Source organism: Rhizobium redzepovicii, assembly GCF_019793435.1.
GTDB classification, from domain to species: Bacteria; Pseudomonadota; Alphaproteobacteria; order Rhizobiales; family Rhizobiaceae; genus Rhizobium; species Rhizobium redzepovicii.
In genome coordinates this window covers 271,240-295,605 of sequence record NZ_JAILYH010000004.1, presented here as the reverse complement: position 1 = coordinate 295,605, position 24,366 = coordinate 271,240, and the positions used below count along the sequence as shown (strand labels likewise).

Sequence of the window (24,366 nt, the reverse complement as noted above, 5' to 3'; positions counted from 1 at the left end):
TATCCCCTTCGCCCCGTTTACGGGGAGAAGGTGCCGGCAGGCGGATGAGGGGCATGCGGCGATCGCGAGGGCGAGGATATTCTCATGTCGCGGAGCGCGAACCCTTACTCAGCTGCCATCAGCAGCTTCTTTTCGCGCGCCGCTCTCAGCCTTGCGAAATCATCGCCGGCGTGGTGGGAGGAGCGGGTCAGCGGACTGGAGGCAACCATCAGGAAGCCCTTGCTGTAGGCGACCGTCTCGTAGGACTTGAACTCGTCCGGCGTGACGAAGCTTTCGACCTTGTGATGCTTGCGGGTCGGCTGCAGGTACTGGCCAATCGTCAGGAAATCGACGTCGGCGGTGCGCAGGTCATCCATCAGTTGCAGCACCTCGTTGCGCTCCTCGCCAAGGCCGACCATGATGCCCGATTTGGTGAACATCGTGGGATCGAGTTCCTTCACCCGCTGCAAGAGACGGATGGAGTGGAAGTAGCGGGCGCCGGGGCGAACCGTCAGATAATTGCCGGCGACCGTTTCCATATTGTGGTTGAAGACGTCGGGTTTGGCGGCGACGACCCGCTCCAAGGCACCCGGCTTCTTCAGGAAGTCCGGCGTCAGGATCTCGATCGTCGTTGCCGGCGAAGCGGCGCGGATCGCCCAGATCACCTTTTCGAAGTGTTCGGCGCCGCCGTCCTCCAGGTCGTCGCGGTCGACCGAGGTGATGACGACGTGGGATAGGCCCATTTCCTTGACCGCCTTGGCGACGTTCTCCGGCTCGGCCATATCGAGCGCGTTCGGCTTGCCGGTGGCGACATTGCAGAAGGCGCAGGCGCGCGTACAGATCTCGCCCATGATCATGAACGTCGCGTGCTTCTTGTCCCAGCACTCGCCGATATTCGGGCAGCCGGCCTCCTCGCAGACGGTGACGAGCTTGTGCTCCTTCACGATCGCGCGCGTTTCGGCATAGCCCTTGGAGGTCGGCGCCTTGACGCGGATCCAGTCCGGCTTGCGCATGACCTCGGTATCGGGCCGATGCGCCTTCTCGGGATGGCGCACGCGCTTGGCGTCAGGATTGATCGTATCGAGAATGGTCACCATTGCAGTATCAGCTTTCCGCCGCCCCTAAGCGGCATCATCTCTTGGATCTAAAGCGCATCGCGATCTTTCAGATTCGCTCCTCGCGCTTTAGCTCTTTGTTTTTCCGCACGTCGTTGCCGCAAAACCGCTGCACACTTTTGCGCGACATACTTTAGCGCCGCACCAGCCGCGCAAGGAATATCAGCAGGCAGGCGCCGAGGAAACCGGTCACGAAATAACCGAGCCGTCCGCCGGCAAGCTGGACATGGAACTCAGCGAGGATGGCAGTGGCGACGACCGAGCCGACGATGCCGAGCACAATGTTCAGGAAAATCCCATACCGCGCCTCCATCAGCTTGCCGGCAAGCCAACCCGCAAGCCCGCCGATGATGATTGCCGAAATCCAGCCCACGCCTTCCATGCCTGCCCTTACCCTTAAGCGACCGCCCTGGCGATCAGCACCACGATGATGGCGCCGACGGTGGCGTGGATGATCTGCACGACCAGCGCGTTTTCAATGCCCAGCGAAATGCCGAGCGCGCTGAACAGATAACCGCCGACGAAGGCGCCGATGATTCCGCTCAGCAGGCATCTGATCAAGCCGCCGCCACCGACGACCAGACTTGCTAGGAAGCCTGCAACCAGGCCGATCAGCAAAAACACCAACAACGCCTGCGTCTCCATAGACATGATGATTTCCTTTCGTTTTTTCCAGCCCCCGATGGATGGCCTAGGCCATCCCGTAGGATGGCTTCGCCGCCTCTGCGGGACGGCTTGCCGCCCTGGGATAGAGGGCAGCCCTGGAAATTATCAAGCGTTCAGCACGCGGCCATAGGCATCGAGCACCGCTTCCTTCATCGTTTCGGAGACTGTGGGATGCGGGAAGATGGTGTGCATCAATTCTTCCTCGGTCGTCTCCAGGTTCATCGCAACGACGAAGCCCTGGATGAGCTCGGTGACTTCGGCGCCGACCATGTGGGCACCGAGCAGTTCGCCGGTCTTCTTGTCGAAGATCACCTTCACCATGCCCTGGTCTTCACCGAGCGCGATCGCCTTGCCGTTTGCCGCGAAGGAGAAGCGACCAACGCGAATGTCGCGGCCGAGTTCCTTGGCTTTCGCTTCGGTGAGCCCGACGGAAGCGACCTGCGGATTGCAATAGGTGCAGCCGGGAACCTTACCCTTATCGGTCGGATGAACGTTCGGCAGGCCGGCGATCCTTTCGACGCAGACGACACCCTCATGCTCGGCCTTGTGCGCCAGCATCGGCGGGCCGGCAACGTCGCCGATCGCATAGATGCCGGCGACATTGGTCTTGCCGTAACCGTCGGCGACGACACAGCCGCGGTCGGTCTTGATGCCGAGCGCTTCCAATCCGAGATTTTCGATGTTGCCCTGAACGCCGACGGCGGAGATCATCCGGTCGGCGGTAATCTGCTGCACCTTGCCATCCGCAGTCTCGACATGGGCGGTGATGCTGCCGGCACCCTTCTCGACCTTCGTGACCTTGGCGCTGGTGAAGATCTTCAGGCCGCGCTTTTCAAGCTGCTTGCGGGCGATGGCGGTGATCTCGGCATCTTCGACCGGCATGATGGTCGGCATGACTTCGACAACCGTCACGTCGACGCCCATCGAGCGGTAGAAGCTGGCGAATTCGATGCCGATCGCGCCCGAGCCCATGACGATCAGCGACTTCGGCAGCGCATCCGGCTTCAGCGCCTCGAAATAGGTCCAGATCAGCTTGCCGTCGGGCTCGATGCCGGGCAGCGCGCGCGGGCGGGCGCCGGTGGCGATGATGATGTGCTTGGCGGTGTAGGTGCCCTCGCCCTTGACATTCTTCGGCAGCGGGTGCTGCGGCTCGACGACCGGCTTCGACGACTTGCCGACGACGATCTCGCCTGGTTTGGTGATCTTTCCCTCGCCCCAGATGATGTCGATCTTGTTCTTCTTCATCAGGAAGCCGACGCCGGCGTTGAGGCGGGCGGAGACGGCGCGCGAGCGGCCAACGACGGCCTTGGCATCCGGCTTGACCGTGCCTTCGAGGACGAGGCCGAAATCCTTGAAGTGATTGGCGTGATCCAGCACCTCGGCCGAGCGCAGCAGCGCCTTTGTGGGGATGCAGCCCCAGTTCAGGCAGATGCCGCCCATATGCTCGCGCTCGACTATCGCGGTCTTGAGGCCGAGCTGAGCGGCGCGGATGGCGGCGACATAGCCGCCGGGACCGGAGCCGATGATGATGACGTCGTAGGATTCAGCCATGTGTTTCCTGCCCTTTGTTTTACGCTGCGCTGCGGGTCATGAGCACCCACGCGTGGCTCTTGCTGTTTTCGAAGAGCGGCACGGCATCGGCGCGCGCAGCCTCCAGGAATCCGTTTCTTCCATAAAGCGACAAAGCCGCTTCGTTATCACTTGCGGTGATCAGGCTGACGGGGCGGCGATCGGCCCTGTCGATCTGATCTTCCAGCAGCCTGCGTCCGATGCCGATGCCGCGCAGATGACGATAGACGCCGAGACTGCCGATGAACCAGCTTCCCACAACCGTTTTCTGCAAGGCGAGCATCGGCTCGGTCGCCGGGATCGTCGCCTCGATATCACCTATGCCGTCCTCCAGCGCATGGCCGATCGCCACACCTGCGACTTCGCCATAGGCCTCGGCGATGACGGAATCCCGCCAGCTGCCGACAGCGTCCTCCTCGCTCATCTTCAGCCTGCCCCGCTCCATCGGCGTGTCGCTGACGCCATTCGCCACATCGGCGCACCAGAGCCAGGAGGCAAAACCGTGCGAAGCAATATCCGCCAGAATCGCCAGCTCCGAGGCATCCCGCCGTGAGGCCTGCCGCAGCGCGATGAAGGCGGTCATCGTCAGATCCCCAGCATCATCCGAACGATCGATTCCAGCCCGCGCCCCAGCGACCGCGTATTCTCCGCATCGAGATGGATGCCATCAATCGGCGTGGTCCTGGCGACGGAATTGCCGTCGAAAAAGCCGCAACCGAGTTCGTCGGCAAGATCACGATAAAGCGTCGCAAGCTTTGCCGATTCGTCGATGCCGCCCGGAAAGGACGCGGCGAAAGGCACATTGCCCGTCGCGCAGATCGCCGGCGGCGCCACGATCAGGATCTCCGGCCCGTCGAATTCGAAGGGCCAGGCGTGATTGCGGATCAGCCGCACGAGGCGGCTGATGCCCTGGCAGGCGGCAAAGGCCGAACCCGCCACGACCGGCTTCATATCGTTGGTGCCGAGCAGGAGGATGACGAGATCGAGCGGCGCATGCGTCTGCAGGATCGTCGGCAGAACGCGCGCACCATTGCGGTCGCAATCGGCGAGATGATCGTCGAAAGCGGTCGTGCGGCCGTTCAGCCCTTCGGCGATGATGCGCGCCTCGCTGCCGAGCGCTGCCTGAAGCACGCTCGGCCAGCGGTTTTTGTAGTCATGACGGCCGATCGTATCGGCGTCATAACCCCAGGTCAGCGAGTCGCCATAGCAAAGAACGGTCTTGGTCATTTCCGCCTCCGCCCAGCTATCAGACAAGCATGCCCATCGGGTTCTCGATGTAGCCCTTGAAGGCCTGGAGCAGCTCGGCGCCGAGCGCACCATCGACGCAGCGATGGTCGGTCGACAGCGTAACCGACATCACCGTGGCGATCGCCATTTCGCCGTTCTTGACGACGACCCGCTGTTCGCCGGCGCCGACCGCGAGGATCGTCGCATGCGGCGGGTTGACGACGGCGGCGAAGTTCTTGACGCCCATCATGCCCATGTTCGACACCGAGCTGGTGCCGCCCTGATATTCCTCGGGCTTCAGCTTGCGGTCCTTGGCCCGCTTGCCGAGATCGCGCATCTCGTTAGAGATGACAGACAGCGTCTTCTGCTCGGCCTTGCGGATGATCGGCGTGATCAGGCCGCCGGGGATCGAGACGGCGACGCCGACATCAGCATGCTTGTGCTTGACCATGTTGGTCTCGGTCCAGGAAACGTTGGCATCCGGCACGTCACGCAGCGCCAGCGCCAGCGCCTTGATGACCATGTCATTGACCGAGAGCTTGTAGGCCGGAGCGTTGTCCTTGCGGGGAGCAGCGTCGTTCAGCTGGGCGCGCAGCGCCATCAGCGCATCGAGCTCGCAATCGACACTAACGTAGAAATGCGGGATCGTCTGCTTGGATTCGACCAGACGCCGGGCGATCGTCTTGCGCATGCCGTCATGCGGCACGAGCTCGTAGGAGCCCGGCTCGAAGAGCTTGAGCACGGCATCCTCGGAAGCGCCCTTCGGCGCTGCGGCCGGAGCCGGAGCGGCGGCAGCCTGCGGGGCAGCAGCGGACGGCGCGGCGGCAGGTTTGGCGCCACCACCGGCAACGGCGGCTTCGACGTCGCTCTTAACGACGCGGCCATGCGGTCCAGAGCCGGCGACAGCCGAAAGATCGATACCGGCGTCCTTGGCAAGCCTGCGGGCAAGCGGCGAAGAGAAGGTGCGGTTGCCGTTTGAGGAAACCGCCGCGGGTGCGGCGGCGGGCGCCGGCGCTACAGCCGCCTCAGCCTTCGCCGGTGCAGCCTCGGCCTTCGGCGCGGGGGCGGCGTCAGCCTTCGCCGGAGCGGCAGAGCCTGCACCGCTTGCCGCAGTGGCGACATCCTCGCCATCAGCGGCGAGAACGGCGATCAGCGCATTGACCTTGACACCTTCGGTGCCGGCGGCAACGACGAGCTTGGCGACCGTGCCTTCATCGACGGCTTCGACTTCCATCGTCGCCTTGTCGGTCTCGATCTCGGCGATCACATCGCCAGACTTGACCGTGTCGCCTTCCTTGACCAGCCATTTGGAAAGATTGCCTTCCTCCATGGTCGGAGAGAGGGCGGGCATCGTGATATTGATCGGCATATTAGTGGCCCTCCCTGAGCGAACCGGCAACGGCGAGTTCAAGCTGCCGCCCGCCAATCGACTTTCCAATTGTGCGTGCCAAAATAAAGTTGAACACAAAAAAACTTGCGATCAGACCGCTAATAGCACCACCCCATTGCAGAAGCGGAGTTATCGTCTCCCGAGGTATGCCGGCAATTCCACCAGCAACCCCTAAAACGAACCCAAAAGCTGCACCGGCAACAAAACCGCAGATGGCGCTGAGTAAAACCAACTTCCAATAGATCGACCAAGCAATGCGCCTGACATCTTTCATCACGGCCATCACCCGCCCCTTATTTGTAGCAAACAGCCTTCACCGCATCGACGACTTCGCCGACGTTCGGAAGCGCCAGCTTTTCGAGATTGGCGGCGTAAGGCATCGGTACGTCCTTGCCCGCAATCGTCAGGATCGGCGCATCGAGATAGTCGAAGGCCTGCTGCATGACGCGGGTGGCGATTTCGGTGCCGACTGAAGACTGCGGATAACCTTCCTCGACGGTGACCAGACGGCCGGTCTTCTTGACCGATTCGATGACCGTCGGAAGGTCCATCGGCCGGATGGTGCGAAGATCGATAAGCTCGACGTCGATGCCGATCCTTTCGAGTTCGGCAACCGCCTTCGTCGCATAGGTCATACCGATGCCGAAGGAGACGACTGTGACGTCCTTGCCCGAACGGTGAATACGGGCCTTGCCGATCGGCAGCACGAAATTGTCGAGCTTCGGCACGTCGAAGTGCTGGCCGTAGAGAATTTCGTTTTCGAGGAAGATGACCGGGTTCGGATCGCGGATCGCTGCCTTCAGCAGGCCCTTTGCGTCGGACGCCGTATAAGGCATGACGACCTTCAGGCCGGGGATCGCGCTGTACCAGGCCGCATAATCCTGGCTGTGCTGGGCGCCGACACGGGCGGCCGCACCGTTCGGGCCGCGGAAGACGATCGGAGCACCCATCTGGCCGCCGGACATATAGAGCGTCTTGGCGGCGGAGTTGATGATGTGGTCGATCGCCTGCATGGCGAAGTTGAAGGTCATGAACTCGACGATCGGGCGCAGGCCGGCCATGGCGGCACCGACGCCGACGCCGGCAAAGCCGTGCTCGGTGATCGGCGTATCGATGACGCGGCGGGGGCCGAATTCCTGCAGCAGGCCTTGGGTGACCTTGTAGGCGCCCTGATATTCGGCGACTTCCTCGCCCATGACGAAGACGTCGTCGCTGGCGCGCATTTCTTCGGCCATGGCGTCGCGGAGCGCTTCGCGCACGGTCATCGACACCATTTCGGTGCCGGCCGGGATTTCCGGATCGTTCGGAACGGCAGCCTTCGGCTCGGCCGGAACGGGAGCAGTAGCCGAACCGGTATTGGTCGGCTTTTCTTCCTGGGCAACCTGCGGAGCAGCGACTGGCTGAGCAGCAGCAGGCGCAGTGGAAATCGCGTCGGCCGATTCGCCGTCCTGCAGCAGCACGGCGATCTTGGTGTTGACCTTGACGCCTTCGGTGCCGGCATCGACCAGCAGCTTGCCGATGACGCCTTCGTCGACGGCTTCGACTTCCATCGTCGCCTTGTCGGTTTCGATTTCGGCAATCACGTCGCCTGAGGTGACCTTGTCACCTTCCTGCTTCAGCCATTTGGACAGCGTGCCTTCTTCCATCGTCGGAGAGAGGGCGGGCATGAGGATATCGATAGGCATGGGTTCCCTCCCCCGATTAGAGCAGAATGTCGGTGTAGAGCTCGGATGCATCCGGCTCCGGATCGGCCTGGGCGAAATCGGCGCTGTCGGCGACGATGTCGCGGACATCCTTGTCGATCGCCTTCAGATCGTCTTCGGAGGCCCAGCCCTTTTCGATGAGGCGCGCCTTGACCTGCTCGATCGGATCCTGCTCGGAGCGCATCTTCTGCACTTCTTCCTTCGAGCGATATTTCGCCGGATCCGACATGGAGTGGCCGCGGTAACGATAGGTCAGCATTTCGAGAATGATCGGGCCCTTGCCGGAGCGGCAATGTTCGAGCGCCTCGTCGGCAGCCGCCTTGACGGCGCGAACGTCCATCCCGTCAACCTGGATGCCGGGGATGCCGAAGCCGGAGCCGCGCAGCGAGTAGTTCGACTGCGCAGTGGCGCGGGCCGTCGAGGTGCCCATGGCGTAGCGGTTGTTCTCGACGATATAGACGATCGGCAGCTTCCAGAGGGCCGCCATGTTGAAGCTCTCGTAGACCTGGCCCTGGTTGGCGGCGCCATCGCCGAAATAGGCGATCGAGACATTGCCGTTGCCGCGGTAATGGTTGGCAAAGGCAAGACCGGTTCCGAGCGAAACCTGGGCGCCGACGATGCCGTGGCCGCCGTAGAAATGCTTCTCTTTCGAGAACATGTGCATCGAGCCGCCCTTCCCGTGGGAATAGCCGCTGCGGCGGCCGGTCAGCTCGGCCATGACGCCGCGCGCTTCCATGCCGGTTGCCAGCATGTGGCCGTGGTCGCGATAGGCGGTGATGACCTGGTCGCCTTCCTTCTGCGCCATCTGCATGCCGACGACGACAGCTTCCTGACCGATATAGAGGTGGCAAAAGCCGCCGATGAAGCCCATGCCGTAAAGCTGGCCGGCCTTCTCCTCGAAGCGGCGGATCAGCAGCATCTCGCGATAGGCCTTGAACTCCTCATCGCGATCGAAGTCGGCTACCGGGCCTCCATTCGATGCTTTGGCTGCCGGTTTTGCTGCAGTTTTGCGGCTGGAAACGGTCGCGGTCTTTCGCGGCGCCATTCAACCCTCCCTATGGGTTTGTCGTTTCTCGATGGCGCGTACCATAGGGAAGAAATATGACCACAGCAATGCCATAATTGCATGGCTCGTATTCAGCACTAAACTATTGGAAATACGAAGAAAATTCCAATTAACCGAATTCCGGTTAATTGGAATAATGGTTGAATATGACGATCTCGTCCGCGCGCGACATATTGAGCTGATAGCGCGCTTTTTCGTCCAACATATCCTTGTCGAGCGAGCCATCACTCAGAAGCGCGACCTCATTTTCCAGATGTTCGCGCTTCGCCTTCAAGATCGCAAGCTCTTTTTCACGCGCGACGCGCTGGTGCTCGAACGTCTCCGTTGCGCGCAGGCCGTAATCGCCGTGAATGCAATGATAGCCGAAATAGGAGAGGAAGGCGACCGTCATGGCAGGAATGACGAAGCGGCCGAATTTTCTCTTCTTATGATGCTTTGTCCACATACACGCATGCTCTTGAACGCATTACCAATTCGTTCAGCATAACGCCCAGAGATTAACCGTTCGTTGACCGTAAAAACGGCCAACAAAAAACCCGCGCCGGGAGGGCGCGGGTCAAATTATCGAAAGCAGATCCGATCAGCCGCGAATGATCGAGCGGCCGGCATACTGGGCCTGGGGGCCGAGGCCTTCCTCGATGCGGATCAGTTGGTTGTACTTGGCAAGACGGTCCGAACGGGACAGCGAGCCGGTCTTGATCTGGCCGCAGTTGGTGGCGACAGCGAGATCGGCGATGGTCGAATCTTCGGTTTCGCCGGAGCGGTGCGACATGACGGCTGTGTAGGCAGCCTTATGCGCCGTGTTGACGGCGTCGAGCGTTTCCGTCAGCGAACCGATCTGGTTGACCTTGACGAGGATCGAGTTGGCGACACCCATGCGGATGCCGTCGCGAAGACGGGCGGAGTTGGTGACGAAGAGATCGTCGCCGACGAGCTGGGTCTTCTTGCCTGTGAGGTCGGTCAGCGTCTTCCAGCCGTCCCAGTCGTCTTCAGCCATGCCGTCCTCGATCGAGATGATCGGGTACTTGGCGGCAAGTTCGGCCAGATATTCGGCCATGGCGCCCGATTCGAGCGTGCGGCCTTCACCTTCGAGGACGTATTTGCCGTCCTTGAAGAACTCCGTCGAGGCGCAATCGAGACCGAGGTAGATGTCCTCACCCGGCCTGTAGCCGGCTTTCTCGACCGACTTGACGATGAAATCGAGGGCTTCCGAAGCGCTCTTCAGGCCCGGTGCGAAACCGCCTTCATCGCCGACATTGGTGTTGTGGCCCTGGGCGGCCAGTTCCTTGCGGAGCGTGTGGAAGACTTCCGAACCCATACGCACGGCTTCGGCGATCGTATCGGCGCCGACCGGCAGGATCATGAATTCCTGGAAATCGATCGGATTGTCGGCATGGGCGCCGCCGTTGATGATGTTCATCATCGGCACCGGAAGCAGGCTCGCGGAAGCGCCGCCGACGTAGCGATAGAGCGGCAGGCCGGAGGCCTGGGCAGCAGCCTTAGCCACGGCCAGCGACACACCGAGGATAGCGTTGGCGCCGAGGCGCGACTTGTTCGGCGTGCCGTCGAGCTCGATCATGATGTTGTCGATCTGGATCTGGTTTTCGGCATCGATGCCGCCGATCGCGTCGAAGATCTCGGTATTGGCCGCATCGACCGCTTTCTGCACGCCCTTGCCGAGGTAGCGCTTGCCGCCGTCGCGCAGCTCGACCGCCTCATGGGCGCCGGTCGAAGCGCCCGAGGGAACGGCCGCGCGGCCCATGCTGCCGTCTTCGAGATAGACATCGACTTCGACGGTGGGGTTGCCACGGCTATCGAGAATCTCGCGGGCGATGATATCGGTGATTGCAGTCATGGGTTCTTCCTGCTCGGTGGGTGATCAATCGTTCGAAGCCTGTCATAATCGAAGGCGTGCAAATTACAATGGCACATTGCGGCACCCTCGACCTGCATGTCCGATCGTCGCTATAGCACGAACATGTCAGGCTTTTGACTGTCAGCCCTTGGCGACAGCGTCAAAGGCCAGCAGCTTTTCCAGAAGCCGCGGCATGTCCTTCAGATAGACCATGTTCGGGCCGTCGGACGGTGCGTTGTCGGGGTCCTGGTGGGTTTCGACGAAGACGCCGGCAATGCCGGTCGCCACCGCTGCGCGCGCCAGCGTTTCCACGAATTCCCGCTGACCGCCGGAGGAATCGCCCTGCCCGCCCGGCTGCGCCACGGAATGGGTCGCATCGAAGATAACGGGCGCGCCCATCGACGCCATGATAGGCAGCGAGCGCATGTCGGAAACCAGCGTGTTGTAGCCGAAGGAGGCGCCGCGTTCGCAGAGCAGCACGTTAGGATTGCCGCTGGCGTTGAGCTTCTTCAGGACGTTCTTCATGTCCCAGGGGGCGAGGAACTGGCCCTTCTTGACATTGACGGCACGGCCGGTCTCGGCGGCGGCGATCAGAAGGTCGGTCTGACGGCAGAGGAAGGCCGGGATCTGCAGGACATCGACCACCCTCGCCACTTCGGCGCATTGCTCGGCGGTATGAACGTCGGTGAGAACCGGAAAGCCGAATTCCTTCTTGAGATCGGCGAAGACCTGCATGCCTTTTTCAAGCCCGATGCCGCGCTCGGCCGACAGCGAGGTGCGGTTCGCCTTGTCGAAGGAGCTCTTGTAGACGAGGCCGATGCCGAGCTTGGCGCAGAGCTCCTTGAGCGTGCCGGCAACCATGAAAGCGTGGTCGCGGCTCTCCATCTGGCAGGGGCCGGCAATCAGCGACAGGCGGCCGGTATTGGAAAAGGTGACCTGGCCTGCGCCCTCGCCGATCCTGACTTCCGAATTCGTATCAGTGCTCATCATCTTTCCTCGAAGGCGAAAAGCGTGCCCTGCCCGGGCGCCGGCTTCACCAGAATGCGATTGTTCTTGCGCGTGTAGGTCACTCCGTTAGCAGCCAAATGCGCTTCTGTCACGGCAAGATCGGCGACGGTGAAGAGGATGGCCCGGCCGCGCAGGCCGCGGTCGGCGGATAAGACGGCAACCTCGAAATAGGCCTCCAGCCCCTCCGGCGTCATCAGGCTGATTTTCGCATTCGGCGCCGCGATATTGGCGCCAAAACCGGTTTTCTCGACCGCCGACTGCGCCATGGCAAGGCTGACGAAACCGGCGTAGGTCGCGGCATCAGGCGCGCACAGCGCGATCTCGGCGATGCCGGTCACGCCATTGGCATGTGTCTCCAGCGCGCCGCGGTCGGCGGGCAATGGATTGATGCGCTGGCAGGTAAAGAGAAAGAAGTCCGGCGCACGCAGATCCGCTGCAAAGGCCAGTTTGAAGCTGCCGACGCTTTCGGAACCGTCCGGCATCTTCATTGGCCGGCTGAACTCCAGCATCTCGCCGGCGCTCGATCCGCCGGCAGCGAAGTGCCGATGATCGTGGCCGGCATCCTCGGTGCCGAAAACCACCGCCGAAAGCCCCTCATCGCCGCAACGGAAGCGGAAGGCCCGGTTGCGGGCGGTGAAGACATTCCCTTGCCGCGCCGAGGCCTCGCTCTCCTCGACGCTGGCGATACCGAGCGGCTCCAGATAGGTCTTGTCGGCGAAGAAGACACAGGCATTCTCCGTTCCGAAGGGATGGCGGGCATCGGCGGCAACCGTGAAGCCGAGCTTGCCGAGCCGCTCGCGGGCCAGATCGATATTGACGACGGGCAGCACGACATGATCCAGCGGGTGCGGTTTGGCGGAACGCTCGTTCATCATATCCCTCCCTCAAACGATAAGAGATGTGCGACAGCACCACCCCCAATGCAAGACATGTGTGCCAATCCGGCGAATGAAAATAAAAATCTCAAAGAGTTGGCGGCAAGTTTTACGGAAATTTAGCTACTTGCAGAACACATATGGAACATATAGTGTCTGTTCTGGATTTGTTTCAATCAGGGGTCACACGCCGATGCTCACGCGCAAACAACAGGAGCTTCTCCTTTTCATTCATGAGCGCATGAAGGAATCCGGCGTTCCGCCATCTTTCGACGAGATGAAGGATGCCCTGGATCTGGCCTCCAAATCCGGCATTCATCGCCTGATTACAGCGCTCGAAGAACGCGGTTTCATTCGCCGCCTACCGAACCGCGCCAGGGCGCTCGAGGTCATCAAGCTTCCCGAAGCCTATAGTCCCAGCATCCAGCCCCGGCGCGGCTTTTCGCCGAGCGTCATCGAAGGCAGCCTCGGCAAGCCCCAGCCGGTCGCCGCCCCCGCGCCTGTAAAACCCGTCGCCGACAACGGCAACTCGGTCTCGGTGCCGGTCATGGGCCGAATCGCTGCCGGTGTTCCGATCTCGGCAATCCAGAACAATACCCACGACATCGTCGTTCCCGCCGACATGCTCGGCTCCGGTGAACATTATGCGCTCGAGGTGAAGGGCGATTCGATGATCGACGCCGGCATCTTCGACGGCGACACGGTGATCATCCGCAACGGCAGCACCGCAAGCCCCGGCGACATCGTCGTTGCCCTCGTCGATGACGAGGAAGCGACGCTGAAGCGCTTCCGCCGCAAGGGCGCCTCGATCGCGCTTGAGGCGGCCAACCCGGCTTACGAGACCCGGATCTTTGGGCCCGACCGCGTCAAGGTGCAGGGCAAGCTCGTCGGCCTCATTCGCCGCTATCACTGACACTGGACAGGCCGGATTCGGTAAAACTGTTGCTGCGCCAGTCATAGGCGCGCTGGCGCATCCATGGCCGCGACAGCGTTTCGAATGCGGTTGCGACCTCCAGGCCGGTATCTGCGAAGCGCAGCTCGAGGGAACCGGTCTTGCGCAGCGTCTCACCGGTGAAGAGCGTCGCGCCTGAGCGGCAGCTGTTGAAACGCAGGCGGACCGGCGTCACGACGATATCGGCTGCATCGCAGGCCGGGCCGAGATAAGCGGCATTGTCGATGATGCTTACCACACGGCCATTGCCAAGCCTTGATATGCACCAGGCCTTTTTGACGCAGGAGAAGCGGTTTGTTTCACCGCCCGCGGCGGCCCCCCGCATCGCTGTCCTTGCTTCATTCTGTTGCTCGCGGGAAAGCCTGACGCGTCGGTCTTCCCCCTCCGGCGGGATAGCGGGGCCACCCAGCATCTTCGGCGGGTGATGCGTCGGCAGGACCAGCGCTCTTTGCCACTGGTCGAAGATGAAATCCGGCGGGTTTTCACGATTGGAAGCCATTGCCGCGGTCTCGACGAGCGCGACCAGACCGCCATCCTCCGAAATCACCAGATCCGGCGGCCGGGAAACCGGCAGAATCAACAGAATGAAGGTCGAAACGGCGAGGATTGCTGAGCCGGCATGGCGCAGCCGGGTGCGGAGCAGCGTCAGCAGCAGGAAGCCTGCCACGGCGATGGCGAAATACCAGGCGGGCAAGCGGCCGACGCCGATATCGCCGCCCCAGCCGGACACTGTCTTGGCGACCGCGATCACCAGATCAAGGCCGAAGCCGACCACCTTCCAGAGCGGAGCGTCCAGACCGAACGGCATGAGCAACATCGCCAGCAGCCCGGCCGGCATCACGATGAAGGAGATGATCGGCATCGTCGCGAGGTTTGCCGGCAGGCCGTAAGCGGTCAGGCGATGAAAATGTTCGATCGAAAACAGCGCCGTGGAAAAACCGCCGATCAGCGAAGTCAGGAAGACGCCGCCGAAGAAACCGGCGACCGCAACGAGCGGCCGGAAGACCGGCAGCCTCAGCAAAGCGTTTTCGCGAATGCGCCGCTCCTTCCACAACTGATAACCCGATACCAGCGCCAATGTCGCGGCAAAGGACATCTGGAAGCTCGGGCCCAGGACTTCGGAGGGCGAAATGGCGATGATGACGAGGGCCGAGAGCACGACATTGCGCAGGCTGATCGACGGCCGATCGAAGAAGACGGCAATCAGCATGATGGCCATCATGATAAAGGCGCGTTCAGCCGAGACCCCGAAGCCGGAGATCAGGTAGTAAGCGGTGACGGCGATGAGCGCGCCTGCTGCGGCGATCTTCTTGGTCGGATAGGCCTGGGCAGCGCCTGGAAAAAGGCTGAGCAGCATCCGGAAGCCGACGAAGAAGATGCCGGCCGACAGCGCCATGTTGAGGCCCGAGATCGCGACGATATGAGCAAGGCCGGACTGGCGCAGCGCCTCCGTCGTCGCATTCGAGATGGCGCGCCGCTCGTCGGTCACCAGAGCAGCGGCAAAAGCGCCCGTATCGCCGGGCAGGATCGATCGAATGCGATCGCCGATACCGCTGCGCAGCCGGTAAAGCCATTCGAGCATTGCTTCCGACGTCGACATTGCACCCTGCGGGCCCGCCCCCAAATCCCTCTCCGGAGCGCCATAGAAGAAGCCGTTGGCACCGATGCCGTCGAAATAGGCACTGAAGGAGAAATCGTTGAGTTCAGGCAGCGCTGGGCCTGCCGGAGGCGTCAGCCGCACCCTGCCGGTGATGATGTCACCGATCTCGAAAGGCGTATCGGCGCCGCGGACGATCGCGGTGATGCGCCCCGGCCGCCGCTTCAGCTCCGGCGCCTCCGTGCCGGTGACGGCAAGGATGTAGCGCCAACGCCCACGTCCATCGCCTTCCCGCCGTTCGACACGGCCGGTCACCGTCGTCGTCACGGATGAATCGAGGATCACGGTCGAAGCCCTCCAGCTCTCGAATTGTGCTGAGAGCATGCCGCAGGCGAAAAGCGCCAACGCCAGGAAGCTGGCCCGCAGCACCGGCCGGCTGGGGCCGGCGGCGAGAACCACGACCGCCGGCATCGCCAGGCAGAGGAGCGACGCGACGAGGGGAAAATCCCATCGCGCGAGAAACCAGAAGGCCGCCCCGGCGCCGAGGAAGACCGGCGAGAACAGCAGCAGTCGGCCATGGTCGGCCTCCTCGCCCAACATGCGGATTCCAGCACGCAGCGATTGCGAGGCCGCGGCCGGCAGCCAGTGGCGCAATGGCATCGCGGACTGGGTCCTTGCCGGCCGCCTCCCCACCGCAGGCGCGGAAAAACCCGGGGACTGGGCCAGGCCAGCGCCCGCTTCCGGCCGCAATTCGACTGTCGTCAATTCCTCCATACCCCGCCCAAGATCACCCGCACCTGCGGGCAGAATGCAACCTTCAATCAAAACGAGCAAGAATAATCGATTGAAATATGAGGGAAAATCGCCACCGCCAAAAGAGCAGTCGAATCATTGGCTTCCGGTATGCGCACGGCTCATCGCTGCAGTGCCTAAAAGGTGATGCCGCAATGCACAAAATGCCGTCACGGTAACTTGGCATTAGCTTCGCGATCATATAGCTATCGGTGAGGACGCTTAACCCCTATGGCGCTTTTATGGCGCCACCGCCATTTCGGAGGATCAGCATGACGGATCAAAGCGCTACAATAAAAATCGGTGACAAATCTGTCGACCTAGCCGTCAAGAGCGGCACGATCGGCCCGAGCGTCATCGATATCGGTGCTCTCTATAAGAACACCGCTTCCTTCACTTACGATCCGGGTTTTACCTCGACCGCATCCTGTGAATCCAAGATCACCTACATCGACGGCGACGAAGGTGTGCTGCTGCACCGCGGCTATCCGATCGAGCAGCTGGCCGAGCATGGGGACTTCCTCGAAGTCTGCTACCTGCTTCTCTACGGTGAACTGCCGACCACCACGCAGAAGAAGGATTTCGATTATCGCGTCACGCACCACACCATGGTGCACGAGCAGATGAGCCGCTTCTTCACCGGCTTCCGCCGCGATGCGCATCCGATGGCCGTCATGTGCGGCTGCGTCGGCGCCCTGTCGGCTTTCTATCACGACTCCACCGACATCACCGATCCGCACCAGCGCATGGTCGCCAGCCTGCGTATGATCGCCAAGATGCCGACGCTTGCCGCGATGGCCTACAAGTACCATATCGGCCAGCCTTTCGTTTATCCGAAGAACGATCTCGACTACGCCTCGAACTTCCTGCGCATGTGCTTTGCTGTGCCTTGCGAAGAATACGTGGTCAATCCGGTGCTCGCCCGCGCCATGGACCGCATCTTCATCCTGCATGCCGATCATGAACAGAACGCCTCGACCTCGACCGTCCGTCTCGCCGGCTCGTCGGGCGCCAACCCGTTCGCCTGCATCGCGGCCGGCATCGCCTGCCTCTGGGGCCCGGCCCATGGCGGCGCCAACGAAGCAGCGCTCAACATGCTGAACGAGATCGGCTCGGTCGACCACATTCCGGAATACATTGCCCGCGCCAAGGACAAGAACGATCCGTTCCGCCTGATGGGCTTCGGTCACCGCGTCTACAAGAACTACGATCCGCGTGCCAAGATCATGCAGAAGACGACGCATGAAGTGCTCGGCGAACTCGGCATCAAGGATGATCCGTTGCTCGAAGTGGCGATGGAGCTGGAGCGCATCGCGCTCACCGACGAATATTTCATCGAAAAGAAGCTCTATCCGAACATCGACTTCTATTCCGGCATCACGCTGAAGGCGCTCGGCTTCCCCACGACCATGTTCACCGTGCTCTTCGCGCTTGCCCGCACCGTCGGCTGGATCGCCCAGTGGAACGAGATGATCGAGGATCCGGAGCAGCGCATCGGCCGCCCGCGCCAGCTCTATGTCGGCGAACCGAAGCGCGACTACATCCCGGTTTCGAAGCGCTGATCGCTTCGGCCAACATATCGGCCCGAAAAGGAGAAAACCCGGTCAGAGACGACCGGGTTTTTTCTTGTCCAGCACGTCGAGCAGGATTTCGGCGGCATGTTCGCCTGGTGGTTTTTCCGTCTGCATGCGCTGCCAGATGAGATCATAGCCTTCCTTCATCGCCTTAAGCTGGTAGGTGTCAGCCGACAGCCTTTCCATCCAGCGGGCGAGGCTTGCCCCGCGAACGACGTCGTTCAGATATTCCGGGACGACGGCGTAATCGGCAATCAGGTTCGGCAGTGCGCCAGTCCAAGTCTTGATGCTTGACGTCAGCAGACGCATGATCCAGTCGACCTTGTAGGCGGAGACGACAGGAACATCGGCAAGCGCCAGTTCAAGAATGACGGTTCCCGATGCCGCCATCGCCGCATCGGCTTCAGCGAATGCCTTCCATTTAGCTTCAGCGCCGACAACGATCTCCGGCTTGACCGCCCATCCCGCCGTCAGTTGGCGGACAAGCGCTTGCCTGTGCGTCACCGTCGGCAGAACAAAGCGCGTCGGCCCATTGCGGGCGACAAGTTCGCTTGCCGCCACCTCGAAATGGGGCAGGAGCTTCTGGATTTCCGAGGAGCGTGAGCCGGGCAGAAGCAGGATCGCGTCGTTGCCGGGCTGCCTGCCGGCGCGCCGGCGCCGGGTCTCCAAGAGCGCCGGGTCGGCGGTCAGGCGATGGCCGACATAGGTGGTTGCCGGCCCGCCAAGGCGCTGCATCGCCGCCGGTTCGAAGGGCAGGACGGCGAGCACATGATCGACATAGGCGAGCATGCGCGTGGCGCGATATTCTTTCCAGGCCCAGACGCTCGGACAGACGTAATTGACGACAGGCAGATCGGGCAGCGCGGTGCGGACGCGCTTTGCGACGCGATGGGTGAAATCCGGGCTGTCGATGATGAGGAGAATGTCGGGCCTTGCAGCGACGATGGCAGCGGTCGTCCGGCGGATCAGCGTATACAGCTTCGGCAGCCGGCTCAGCACCTGGGTGATGCCCATGATCGACAACTCGGAGAAATCGAACAGGGATCGCAAGCCCTCGGCCTGCAGCCCCTCGCCGCCGACGCCGACAAGTTCCACCGGCCCGGTGTGGACCCGCTTCAGGGCGGCGACGAGATCGGCGCCGAGCAGATCACCCGATACCTCGCCGGCAATGACGGCGATCTTCAGCGGCGCCCCGTTCATTCGAGCCCCCATGCCGGCAGCCCGCGATCGATGCCGCAGACGAAAAGCCCTGCCTCATCGGCGGCCTTGATGACGGCGGCGCGATCGAGCACCAGCGAGCGGCCGGCCTCTACCGCGATGCCGCCGAGACCGGCTTTTTTTGCGTTCAGGATCGTGGAAACGCCGATCGCCGGCAGGTCGGCGCGGATATCCTGCTGCGGCTTGCAGAGCTTGACGAGCGCGCCGCGGCGCCGCGGCGAGATGCGCCCGGCGGCTCTGAGACCCGCGACACGGTCCAGCATCTCATCCGTACCCTCGAGCCCCTCGAGTGCCACGACACGGCCGCCGATGCTGATAGCACCCTGCCCGACATCCAGCCGACCGAGCATGTCCGCGGCTTCGGCGGCGCGGCGGATATCGCGCCGGTCTTCCTCACTAGGCGTCGTCGCGCCAAGCGCACCAACAGAGGCAAGCAGATCCGGAGCAATTTCATGAGCGCCGACAACCCGGCGGCCGTTCCCCTCAATCAGCCGGATCACCATCTGCAGAACCGTGTCGTCGCCGCCGGAGAGCAGTGTGCGGATGGCGGCCGGCACTTTCATCAGAATGCGCAGTGTCGGACGCACCTCGCGCCATTCCGGTCGGCGGGCGACGCTGCCCGACATCACGACACGGCCGACACCATAACGGCTGAGCAACCCATCAAGAGCTGCGAAATCGCCGATGCCGATGACGGCGTGATCATAGTCTTCCCAGCGCCGGTCGCTTTCATCCTTCAGGGCGACGATGACGGGATTTTCACCCGCCGCACGCGCGGCTTCGGCGACATAAGAAGGCAGAAGACCGCCGCCGGCAATTATCGCCAGCCGGCCCGCAGCGGTGTCGCCTGATAAAGCCACGGATCAGCCCTTCTGCCCCCGGGTCGGCGAGGACAGAGCGCGATCGCTGTCGGCGGCGATGAAATCGAGGATCTGGACCGCCTGCTCGCAATCGGCATATTCGTCGCGGATGGCGGCGGCGTTTTCGCGGACGGAGCCCGTTCCTTCGAAGATCGACTTATAGGCGCGGCGTACCCTGTGGATGACGGCGCGGTCGACGCCGGCGCGGGTCATGCCGACGACATTCAGGCCGCTCAGCAGACCGGGATTGCCGTTCAGCATACCGTAGGGAATGACGTCGTAACTCACTGCCGAAAGCCCGCCGACGAAGGCCTGACGGCCGACGCGGGTGAATTGGTGAACGGCCGAGCCGCCGCCCAGGATGACGCGATCCTCGATGACGACATGGCCGGCGAGCATGACATTGTTCGACATGATCACGTGATTGCCGACCTTGCAGTCATGCGCGACATGGGAATTGGCAAGGAAGAGGTTGTTGTCGCCGACGATCGTCTGGCCGCCGAAATCGGCCGTGCCGGTGTTCATCGTCACACCTTCGCGCATCGTGCAGTTGGCGCCAACCGAAAGCGTCGTCTCCTCGCCGCCGTGATGCACGCTCTGCGGATCGCCGCCGATGACAGCCATCGGAAAGATGCGCGTGCCCCTGCCGATCACGGTGCGGCCGGTGACAATAGCATGCGACAAGAGCTCGACATTTTCATGCAGGACGACGTGCGGCCCGACATGGCAGAAGGGACCGATCTTGACGCCCTCACCGATCACAGCCCCGTCTTCGACGACAGCCATCGGATGAATGCGGGCGCTTTCGGCAATAGTGCTCATGCCTGTTCCTTACGAACGATCATTGCGCCGATATCGGCTTCGGCGACCAGGGCGCCGTCAACCTTGGCGTCGCAATGGAATTTCCAGATATTGCCGCGCTGCTTGTGCTTGGCGACATGGAATTCGACGCGGTCTCCAGGAACGACAGGCTTGCGGAAACGGGCATTCTCGATGGTCATGAAGTAGACGAGGTTGCCGGGCTGGCCTTCCTTCTTGGCACAGATCGCACCCGCGGTCTGCGCCATGCCCTCGATCAAAAGAACGCCCGGCATGATCGGAGCTTCCGGAAAATGGCCGGTAAAATGCGGTTCGTTCACCGTGACATTCTTGATGCCGATCGCCGAGTTGTCGCCGTCGATCTGGATGATCTTGTCGACCATGAGGAAGGGGTAACGATGCGGCAGCAGCTTCATGATCTCGATGATGTCCGCCGAAGAAAGCGTTGTCGTGGCTTCTTCAGTCATTTTCCTTGCCTCCAGGGTTCCGACCGCGCAACTTGGACTTCGACACTTGTTGTGCGGCCTCTCTCAGATAGTCTTTTAGCGGACGGGCCGGTACACCGCCATATTGCCCGCCGGCGGCAAGATCGGTCATGATACCGCTTTTGGCAGCGATCTGCACGCCGTCGCCGATCGTTACATGCCCCTTGATGCCGGCCTGGCCGCCGATCTGCACGCCATTGCCGATCTTCGTGCTGCCCGCGATGCCGACCTGCGCGACAATGGCGCAATGGCGGCCCATCTGGACGTTGTGGCCGATCTGGACCTGGTTGTCGATCTTGGTCCCCTCACCGATCACCGTATCGTCCATGGCGCCGCGGTCGATCGTGGTATTGGCCCCGATCTCGACGTTGTCCTGGATGATCACCCGGCCGATCTGGACGATCTTGATCATGCCGCGCGGACCGGGCGCATAGCCGAAACCATCCTGACCGATGCGGACGCCGTTATGGATGATGACGCCGTTGCCGATCAGCGCGCAGAGAATGCTGGCGCCGGCTGCAATCGAACAATCGCGGCCGATCTTGACATTCGGGCCTATGACACTGTGGGCGCCGATGCGCGTGCCTTCGCCGATTTCGGCATGCGCGCCGATAACCGCCAGGGGCTCGACGATCACACCTTTTTCCAGCCTGGCGCTCGGATCGATCACCGCGCTCGGCGCAATCTCGCTTTCACCCGGCGAAATGGCGACCGGACGCAATGCTGCCGGGTAAAACAGTCCGCCTGCCATCGCAAAGGCCGCGTGCGGATTGGACGACAGGATGATGGGGATATGCGGGGGGACGAGATCGGCCAGCGCCTTGTCGCAGATCACCGCCGAGGCTTCGCATGTCGCCAGCTCATCGCGGCTGCGGCGCGACAGGATATAACAGACATCACCCGCCCGCGCCCGGTTGATCGGGGCCACGGATCGGACGACGATGTCGGCATGGTCGGAATTGGGAAGTTCCGCCCCAAGAAACTCTGCCAGCTCAGCGAGCTTCAGACCTTCATGGGGCAGAAAAAAAACGTTTTGCTCCATCGGCAATGCTCCAGAACGGAATTGAGTCTTACAGTTCCGGACTGCCGATATCAGAATTGGTTGTTGATGCCAAACTTGAAGTTCTGCGTCTTGTCGAAGTCTTCCTTGAGAACCGGGATCGCGTAATCCAGGCGCAATGAACCGAAGGGAGACTGCCAGACGACACCGACGCCGACGGAAGCGCGCAGAGAGGCGTCTTCACCATCAATGCCGTCGCCCCTCAGGTCAACGTCATTGCCGAACAGCGTGCCGGCATCCGCGAAGACCGCGCCGCGCAGGTTGAAGTCACGCGGGAAGCCCGGCATCGGGAAGGTCGCTTCGGCCGATGCGGTGAAATACGTCGTACCACCCAGAGGATCATCGTTGGTGCCGGAAACGCGCGGGCCGATGCCCTTGTTTTCAAAGCCACGAATATCGCCGTTGGTCAGGGTGAACTGATCGAAGACATTCAGATGGTCGCCGAGGCCGATGACATAACCCGCCGAAGCAGAAACCGAGCCGATGATATCGGCATCGTCAGCGAGCAGACGGTAATAACGGGCCTTGCCGTAGATCTTATAGAACTGCGAGTCGCCGCCGAGGCCAGCCAGTTCCTGCGTCGCCGTCGCATAGATGCCTTCTCGCGGCAGGACGGTGTCATCAAGCGTGTTATAGGTCAGCGTCTGCGAGATCGAAGAGCGCGTCCACGGGCTGTCTTCAACGAGGTGCTGATACGGAGCTGACAGATCTGAAAGATCGCTGCTGTCCGCGTCATACTTCATCTGCTTGTAGTTATAGCGGAAAGTCGTCGCCAGGTCTTCGGTGATCGGCGCGGTGACGCGCAGAACGACGCTGGTTTCCTCATAGTCGTAGTTGTCGTTGCTCGACGTCTCGCTGTGGTTGACGTCGAAGCCTGCGGCCAGACGATAACCGAGGAAATAGGGCTCGGTGAAGCTGACGCCGTAGGCGCGCGAACCTTCCTGACCGCCGCCGGCCGAGATGCGGATATACTGACCGCGGCCGAGGAAGTTCTTTTCTTCGATGGACGCTTCAAGCAGCAGGCCGTCACCGCCGGCGGCATAACCGGCGCCGACACCGAACGAACCTGTCGACTGATCCTGCACGTCGACGACCACCACGACACGATCCGGCGAGCTGCCCGGCTGGGTTGAAATGTTGACGGACGAGAAGTAACCGAGCGCTTCGAGGCGGCGCTTGGCCTTGGTGATCATCTGCTGGTTGAAGGCGTCGCCTTCGCTCATATCGAATTCGCGGCGGATGACGTAGTCGCGCGTGCGGCTGTTGCCGCGGATTTCGATACGCTCGACATAGGCGCGCTCGCCCTGGTCGACCAGATATTCGACACCGATCGTATTGTTGTTGAGGTCGCGGTTACCGCGCGGCGTGACGCGCGCAAAAGGATAACCGGCAGACGCGACCTGATCGGAGATCGCCTCGATCGACTTCTGCACTTCCTTGGCGTTGTAGACATGACCTTCATGGGTGCGCACGAGCGGCTGCAACTGCTCGGAACCGACGCCTTCGACGGTCGACTGGACGGTCACCGGCCCGAAGTCGTAACGCTGGCCTTCCTCGATGTTGAAGGTGAGCGTGTATTTGTTGGTCGCATCGTCGAAGGTGGCATCGGAAGAGACGATGCGCATGTCGGCATAGCCGCGATTGTAATAGAACTGGCGCAGCGCTTCTTCGTCGGCGTGCAGCTTGTCTTCGTTATAGACGTCCTTGCGGGTCAGGAACGACAGGAAGTTCGAACGCTTGGTGTTGATGACAGCAGCCAGGCGGCCGGCGCTGTAGGCATTGTTGCCGACGAAATTGATCGAATCGATCTTGGTGCGATCGCCTTCGTTGATGACGAAGGCAAGGTTCACGCGGCCTTCGCCGAGCGGCACCACCTGCGTCGTGACTTCGACTTCGCTGCGGCCGGTGGCGGCGTAAGCTTCCTTGATCGACTGGATGTCGGACTGGATCTGGGTGTCGCTGTAGGGGCCTGCGGCATGCGTCTGGACGATGGTCGCGAGCTTGTCATCCTTGATCTTGCGATTGCCGTTGAAGACGACCTGGTTGACGAGCTGGGCTTCCTGGACGTTGACGACAAGCGTGCTTCCGGAGACCGAGATCTTCACGTCGGAGAAGTAACCCGTCCCGTAGAGCTGCTTGACCGATTCATCGATATCGGTGTTCGAAAAGCTCTTTCCGGGAGCGATGGTGAGGTTCGACCGGACCGCTTCCGCGCCGACGCGGCTTGCGCCGCGCACATCAATGCGCTGGATGACCGCGGCCTCGGCGGCGGTAGCGGAAACGAACGTCAAAGCACCTGCGCCCGAAGCAACAACACTAGCAGACAGCGCAACCGCCGATACTGCGTTCAAAAACTTTGAACCAGCCTTCATTTCACCTATTACCTTTTTTTCCCTCGTCCCCGGCCTCAGGAAAACCCGATTCCGGTCACGTGTGTCGTTTTACCCGCTTTTGACATACAAGCAAGGGAGGTCGTTAATTTCTGTTTACTTCATTTCGAAGCGTGACCCATTCGCCACTACAGCCTTGAAACATCGTAAATAAATAGTAATTCCC

General features: G+C 61.7%; 23 protein-coding genes. 2 read left to right on the top strand and 21 right to left on the bottom strand.

Going from position 1 to position 24,366, the window contains the following annotated elements; all coding sequences use genetic code 11:
- Window positions 1-104 precede the first annotated feature (104 nt).
- The 14 genes from lipA to K6N12_RS08480 all read right to left on the bottom strand — a co-directional run bounded on the left by lipA (window position 105) and on the right by K6N12_RS08480 (window position 12,450).
- A complete protein-coding gene (gene lipA / locus K6N12_RS08545) occupies window positions 105-1,076 on the bottom strand; it encodes a lipoyl synthase (RefSeq protein ID WP_054183185.1) in 972 nt (323 codons plus the stop codon).
- 151 nt (window positions 1,077-1,227) lie between these two features.
- Window positions 1,228-1,476, bottom strand: a complete 249-nt coding sequence (locus K6N12_RS08540; RefSeq protein ID WP_097625375.1) for a GlsB/YeaQ/YmgE family stress response membrane protein — start codon at window positions 1,474-1,476, stop codon at window positions 1,228-1,230.
- 14 nt (window positions 1,477-1,490) lie between these two features.
- Window positions 1,491-1,745 carry a GlsB/YeaQ/YmgE family stress response membrane protein gene (locus K6N12_RS08535; RefSeq protein WP_003539329.1) on the bottom strand — a complete coding sequence of 85 codons (255 nt, stop codon included), beginning with the start codon at window positions 1,743-1,745 and terminating at the stop codon, window positions 1,491-1,493.
- 120 nt (window positions 1,746-1,865) lie between these two features.
- On the bottom strand, window positions 1,866-3,311 hold the full coding sequence (gene lpdA, locus K6N12_RS08530; protein WP_097625374.1) for a dihydrolipoyl dehydrogenase: 1,446 nt from the start codon (window positions 3,309-3,311) through the stop codon (window positions 1,866-1,868).
- A 19-nt stretch (window positions 3,312-3,330) separates the two neighbouring features.
- Window positions 3,331-3,912: a GNAT family N-acetyltransferase gene (locus K6N12_RS08525; RefSeq protein ID WP_097625373.1), complete on the bottom strand. Its 582-nt coding sequence runs from the start codon at window positions 3,910-3,912 to the stop codon at window positions 3,331-3,333.
- 2 nt (window positions 3,913-3,914) lie between these two features.
- Window positions 3,915-4,556 (bottom strand): SGNH/GDSL hydrolase family protein, encoded by a 642-nt coding sequence (locus tag K6N12_RS08520; RefSeq protein ID WP_131710883.1) that lies wholly within the window; start codon window positions 4,554-4,556, stop codon window positions 3,915-3,917.
- A 19-nt stretch (window positions 4,557-4,575) separates the two neighbouring features.
- Window positions 4,576-5,925 (bottom strand): pyruvate dehydrogenase complex dihydrolipoamide acetyltransferase, encoded by a 1,350-nt coding sequence (locus K6N12_RS08515; RefSeq protein ID WP_097625371.1) that lies wholly within the window; start codon window positions 5,923-5,925, stop codon window positions 4,576-4,578.
- A 1-nt stretch (window position 5,926) separates the two neighbouring features.
- Entirely contained in the window at window positions 5,927-6,229 is a 303-nt protein-coding gene (locus K6N12_RS08510; RefSeq protein ID WP_097625370.1) for a hypothetical protein, read from the bottom strand.
- 10 nt (window positions 6,230-6,239) lie between these two features.
- Window positions 6,240-7,631, bottom strand: coding sequence for a pyruvate dehydrogenase complex E1 component subunit beta (locus K6N12_RS08505; protein ID WP_097625369.1), 1,392 nt, complete (start codon window positions 7,629-7,631; stop codon window positions 6,240-6,242).
- Between the two features lie 16 nt (window positions 7,632-7,647).
- On the bottom strand, window positions 7,648-8,694 hold the full coding sequence (gene pdhA, locus K6N12_RS08500; protein ID WP_097625368.1) for a pyruvate dehydrogenase (acetyl-transferring) E1 component subunit alpha: 1,047 nt from the start codon (window positions 8,692-8,694) through the stop codon (window positions 7,648-7,650).
- A 145-nt stretch (window positions 8,695-8,839) separates the two neighbouring features.
- A complete protein-coding gene (locus K6N12_RS08495; protein ID WP_097625367.1) occupies window positions 8,840-9,160 on the bottom strand; it encodes an FtsB family cell division protein in 321 nt (106 codons plus the stop codon).
- Between the two features lie 135 nt (window positions 9,161-9,295).
- On the bottom strand, window positions 9,296-10,570 hold the full coding sequence (eno, locus tag K6N12_RS08490) for a phosphopyruvate hydratase (RefSeq protein ID WP_064838359.1): 1,275 nt from the start codon (window positions 10,568-10,570) through the stop codon (window positions 9,296-9,298).
- Between the two features lie 141 nt (window positions 10,571-10,711).
- Window positions 10,712-11,557, bottom strand: coding sequence for a 3-deoxy-8-phosphooctulonate synthase (gene kdsA, locus K6N12_RS08485; RefSeq protein WP_097625366.1), 846 nt, complete (start codon window positions 11,555-11,557; stop codon window positions 10,712-10,714).
- On the bottom strand, window positions 11,557-12,450 hold the full coding sequence (locus K6N12_RS08480) for a VOC family protein (RefSeq protein WP_097625466.1): 894 nt from the start codon (window positions 12,448-12,450) through the stop codon (window positions 11,557-11,559). The genes kdsA and K6N12_RS08480 overlap by 1 nt, the downstream gene beginning before the upstream one ends.
- A 196-nt stretch (window positions 12,451-12,646) precedes the next feature.
- Between K6N12_RS08480 and lexA the strand changes: the two genes are divergently transcribed.
- Window positions 12,647-13,366, top strand: a complete 720-nt coding sequence (gene lexA, locus K6N12_RS08475) for a transcriptional repressor LexA (RefSeq protein ID WP_097625365.1) — start codon at window positions 12,647-12,649, stop codon at window positions 13,364-13,366.
- Here lexA and K6N12_RS08470 read toward each other — a convergent pair.
- Complete coding sequence (locus K6N12_RS08470) at window positions 13,347-15,776, bottom strand: ComEC/Rec2 family competence protein (RefSeq protein ID WP_097625364.1); 2,430 nt, start codon at window positions 15,774-15,776, stop codon at window positions 13,347-13,349. The two genes, lexA and K6N12_RS08470, sit on opposite strands and share 20 nt — an antisense overlap.
- Window positions 15,777-16,066: 290 nt before the next feature.
- On the opposite strand from K6N12_RS08470, the gene gltA reads away from it, so the two are divergent.
- Window positions 16,067-17,356: a citrate synthase gene (gene gltA / locus K6N12_RS08465; protein WP_222148801.1), complete on the top strand. Its 1,290-nt coding sequence runs from the start codon at window positions 16,067-16,069 to the stop codon at window positions 17,354-17,356.
- A gap of 42 nt (window positions 17,357-17,398) precedes the next feature.
- Here the strand turns inward: gltA and lpxB are convergent, their stop codons facing one another.
- From lpxB to bamA, 6 genes are read right to left on the bottom strand one after another with little or no spacing between them, the layout of a single operon-like run.
- Window positions 17,399-18,568: a lipid-A-disaccharide synthase gene (gene lpxB / locus K6N12_RS08460; RefSeq protein ID WP_097625363.1), complete on the bottom strand. Its 1,170-nt coding sequence runs from the start codon at window positions 18,566-18,568 to the stop codon at window positions 17,399-17,401.
- Window positions 18,565-19,446 carry an LpxI family protein gene (locus K6N12_RS08455; RefSeq protein ID WP_097625362.1) on the bottom strand — a complete coding sequence of 294 codons (882 nt, stop codon included), beginning with the start codon at window positions 19,444-19,446 and terminating at the stop codon, window positions 18,565-18,567. The genes lpxB and K6N12_RS08455 overlap by 4 nt, the downstream gene beginning before the upstream one ends.
- A 3-nt stretch (window positions 19,447-19,449) precedes the next feature.
- Window positions 19,450-20,268, bottom strand: a complete 819-nt coding sequence (lpxA, locus tag K6N12_RS08450) for an acyl-ACP--UDP-N-acetylglucosamine O-acyltransferase (protein ID WP_097625361.1) — start codon at window positions 20,266-20,268, stop codon at window positions 19,450-19,452.
- Complete coding sequence (gene fabZ / locus K6N12_RS08445) at window positions 20,265-20,732, bottom strand: 3-hydroxyacyl-ACP dehydratase FabZ (protein ID WP_097625360.1); 468 nt, start codon at window positions 20,730-20,732, stop codon at window positions 20,265-20,267. Before fabZ ends, lpxA begins: the two co-directional genes overlap by 4 nt.
- Entirely contained in the window at window positions 20,725-21,792 is a 1,068-nt protein-coding gene (lpxD, locus tag K6N12_RS08440; RefSeq protein ID WP_097625359.1) for a UDP-3-O-(3-hydroxymyristoyl)glucosamine N-acyltransferase, read from the bottom strand. The genes fabZ and lpxD overlap by 8 nt, the downstream gene beginning before the upstream one ends.
- A 50-nt stretch (window positions 21,793-21,842) precedes the next feature.
- Window positions 21,843-24,182, bottom strand: coding sequence for an outer membrane protein assembly factor BamA (bamA, locus tag K6N12_RS08435; protein ID WP_003586671.1), 2,340 nt, complete (start codon window positions 24,180-24,182; stop codon window positions 21,843-21,845).
- Window positions 24,183-24,366 lie beyond the last annotated feature (184 nt).